This window comes from Intrasporangium sp. (genome assembly GCF_051961875.1).
GTDB lineage: Bacteria > Actinomycetota > Actinomycetes > Actinomycetales > Dermatophilaceae > Intrasporangium_A.
In genome coordinates this window covers 1-3,365 of the sequence record NZ_JBQCCV010000155.1, presented here as the reverse complement: position 1 = coordinate 3,365, position 3,365 = coordinate 1, and the positions used below count along the sequence as shown (strand labels likewise).

The 3,365-nt window shown below is 68.8% G+C and carries 2 protein-coding genes and 1 pseudogene; 1 reads left to right on the top strand and 2 read right to left on the bottom strand.

The features are described from left to right. Window positions 1–1,235 (bottom strand): annotated as a pseudogene (locus ACTHJJ_RS09400) (DNA-directed RNA polymerase subunit beta); the annotation flags it as partial. 367 nt (window positions 1,236–1,602) lie between these two features. Continuing rightward, the gene (locus ACTHJJ_RS09395; RefSeq protein ID WP_440302681.1) at window positions 1,603–2,217 is read right to left on the bottom strand and encodes a LysE/ArgO family amino acid transporter; all 615 of its coding nucleotides are present in this window, start codon (window positions 2,215–2,217) and stop codon (window positions 1,603–1,605) included. A gap of 69 nt (window positions 2,218–2,286) precedes the next feature. Between ACTHJJ_RS09395 and ACTHJJ_RS09390 the strand changes: the two genes are divergently transcribed. Continuing rightward, complete coding sequence (locus tag ACTHJJ_RS09390; protein WP_440302680.1) at window positions 2,287–3,162, top strand: LysR family transcriptional regulator ArgP; 876 nt, start codon at window positions 2,287–2,289, stop codon at window positions 3,160–3,162. Window positions 3,163–3,365 lie beyond the last annotated feature (203 nt).

Below are 3,365 nucleotides of genomic sequence, written 5' to 3'. Positions count from 1 at the left end.
GCCACCACGGGGCGGATGTTGATCAGGGTCTGCGGCGTGATCGCCTCGACGTCCTGGGTCGTCATGCGCTCGCGGACGACCCGCTCCATCCGGGACAGGCCGGTGCGGACCTGGTTCTGGATGAGCTCGCCGACGCTGCGGAGACGACGGTTGCCGAAGTGGTCGATGTCGTCGACCTCGACGGGGATGTCGACCTCCTCGCCGTGCCGGACGCCCTTGAGGGTGTCCTGGCCGTCGTGGAGGGCCACGATGTAGCGGATGGTCGCGACGACGTCGTCGATCGACAGGGTGGACTCGTTGATGCTGGCGTCGAGTCCCAGCTTCTTGTTGACCTTGTAGCGGCCGACCTTGGCCAGGTCGTAGCGCTTGCCGTTGAAGTAGAGGTTGTCGAGCAGCGTCTGCGCGGCCTCGCGGGTCGGCGGCTCACCCGGGCGCAGCTTGCGGTAGATGTCGAGCAGGGCCTCGTCCTGGTTGGCCGTGTGGTCCTTCTCGAGGGTGAGGCGCATCGACTCGTAGTTGCCGAACTCCTCGAGGATCTGCGCCTCGGTCCAGCCGAGGGCCTTGAGCAGGACGGTGACAGACTGCTTGCGCTTGCGGTCGACGCGGACGCCGACCATGTCGCGCTTGTCGATCTCGAACTCGAGCCAGGCACCCCGGCTCGGGATGATCTTGGCCGTGTAGATGTCCTTGTCAGACGTCTTGTCGGGCGTGCGCTCGAAGTAGACGCCGGGGCTGCGGACGAGCTGGCTGACGACGACACGCTCGGTGCCGTTGATGATGAAGGTGCCGCGCTCGGTCATGAGCGGGAAGTCGCCCATGAAGACCGTCTGGCTCTTGATCTCGCCGGTCGTCATGTTCATGAACTCGGCGGTGACGAAGAGCGGCGCGTCGTAGGTCTGGTCGCGCTCCTTGCACGACTCGATCGTCTTGCGGGTCTCCTCGAACCGGTGGTCGCGGAACGACAGCGACATCGAGCCGCTGAAGTCCTCGATCGGGGAGATCTCCTCGAAGATCTCCTCGAGACCGGACCGGTCGGGGACATCGGTGCGCCCCTCGGCCTTGGCCGCAGCGACGCGAGCCTGCCAGCGCTCGTTGCCGAGCAGCCAGTCGAAGCTCTCCGTCTGAAGGGCCAGGAGGTCGGGGACCTCAAGTGGTTCGCGAATCTTCGCGAAGGACAGACGCCCCGAAGGGGTCAATGCGGTGGACATGTTCGTCGCAGTACGCGAGGCAGCCAAGGAGGGTCCTTCCACGGGCCTTTTCGAGTCTTCAGATCCGCGTTGTCGCAGCACTTCGTTCGCGGGTCCAGGTCAGGCTGGAGGCACAGGCCGGTACAACCGGCGAGGTCTCGCTAACCGATCAGGGGTCGCGAATGGAGGGCATGGGCAGCGCAAAGGCCGAGCCTACCGAAGAAGGGCATAGATGTCCAACCGAGTCAAGAGGCGGAGTTCGATTGACCTCGACACCTCCCGACCCGGGAGTCCCGCAGGGAACGCGACGACTATGGACCTGACCGTGGCCACACGTCAAGCATTTCCCGCACACTCGCCGGAGGCGGGGGTCTCGGGCAGGCAGTGGCACCGGACGAGCTTTCCCGACGCGAGCTCAGGCAGCGAGGACCAGGCCGGCCGCGACGACGAGCATCTGGAGCGCGATGAGGCCGTCGACGAGCCGCCAGACACGGGGCTTGGCGAGCAGTCCGCTCAGCCCCCGGGCGCCGAGGCCGAGCAGCGCGAACCACAGGGTGCTGGCCAGCATCGCCCCGAGCCCGAATCCCCATCGGCCGGGGTCCCCCTTGGTGGCGGCAACCGAGCCGAGCAGCACCATCGTGTCGAGGTAGACGTGCGGGTTGAGCCAGGTGAGCGCGACGGCCGTCAGCACGACTCCTGTCCGGGGGGAGTCGGGGGCCGCGTCCGCCTGGAGCACCTCGGGCCGGAGGGCCCGCCGAGCGGCCAGCACGGCGTAGCCGACGAGGAACGCGACGCCACCCCAGCGAACCGCCTCGAGGAGCACGGGGAAGCGGCCCGCCAGTGCCCCCATCCCCGCCACCCCGGCCGCGATGAGCGAGATGTCGGACAGGATGCAGACGAGGACGACCGGGACGATGCCGCGCCGCCGCAGCCCCTGCCGGAGGACGTAGGCGTTCTGGGGGCCGATGGCGATGATGAGGCCGGCGCCGGTGCCTAGGCCGGCCAGTGCGGGCGCGAGGAAGGAGGACACCAATCAAGACTAGGCAAGCACGTACCTGAAGGACAGCGAATGTTTCTGCTGGTCCGTTAGCGTTGCTTCATGGACGTCGACCAGCTCAGGGCGCTCGTCGCCGTCGTGGACGCCGGCACCTTCGACCGCGCCGCGGCGCGCCTGCACGTGACGCCGTCCGCCGTGAGCCAGCGGATCAAGGCGCTCGAGGCGACCGCGGGTGCGGTCCTGCTCCAACGGACCAAGCCGGTGCGGCCGACGCGCCAGGGCGAGGTGCTGCTCCGGACCGCACGTCAGGTGAGTCACCTGCTCGACGAGGCGGGCAGCCTCCTGACCGACTCGGATGCGGCTGGCTCGAGGGACCGGGTGCGCGTGCCGGTCGTCGTCAATGCCGACTCCCTGGCGACGTGGTTCGGGCCGGCTGTCGTGGATGTGGGCCGAGGGCCCACCCTCGAGCTCGAGGTCCGGCGGGACGACGAGGCGGTCACGGCCGACCTGCTCCGCTCCGGCGAGGCGATGGCGGCGGTGACGGCCGACCCCTCCCCCGTCCAGGGCTGCTCTGTCCACCGGCTCGGCACGATGACGTACCGCGCCAAGGCGTCACGCCGGTTCGTGCGCAAGTGGCTGCCGGAGGGGCCGACCCCGGAGGCACTTGGGCGTGCGCCTGTCGTGCAGTACGACCACAAGGACACGCACCAGAACCGCCTGCTGGGGGCGGTCGCACCCGAGGCCCGGCCGCCGGAGCACTTCATCCCCGACTCCGTCCAGTTCGTCGCGATGATCCGCTCCGGCATCGGATGGGGCATGGTGCCCGACCTTCAGGACCCCCTCGACCAGCTCGTCGTCCTCGACCCCGCCTGGGTGGAGCCGGTCAAGCTCTACTGGCAGGTCTGGAAGCTGGACTCGCCGGCGCTCGACATCGTCACGGCCGCCGTCCGCCGTGCGGCCGCGCGCCACCTCCGCTGACCGCTGGACCTTCGCGCCTTCACGTCGAGTGAGCAGTCCGTCACTTCCGTCACAGCATCCTTGGGGCGGGTGGGACGAAGCGCTCACTCGACGTGGGGCGGGTGGGACGGAGCGCTCACGGTCAGAAGGCGGCGAGGTCGCTGACGAGCCAGCGTTCCCCCACCTTCCGCATCGTCGCGATGACCCGGTTCTGGTCGATCGCG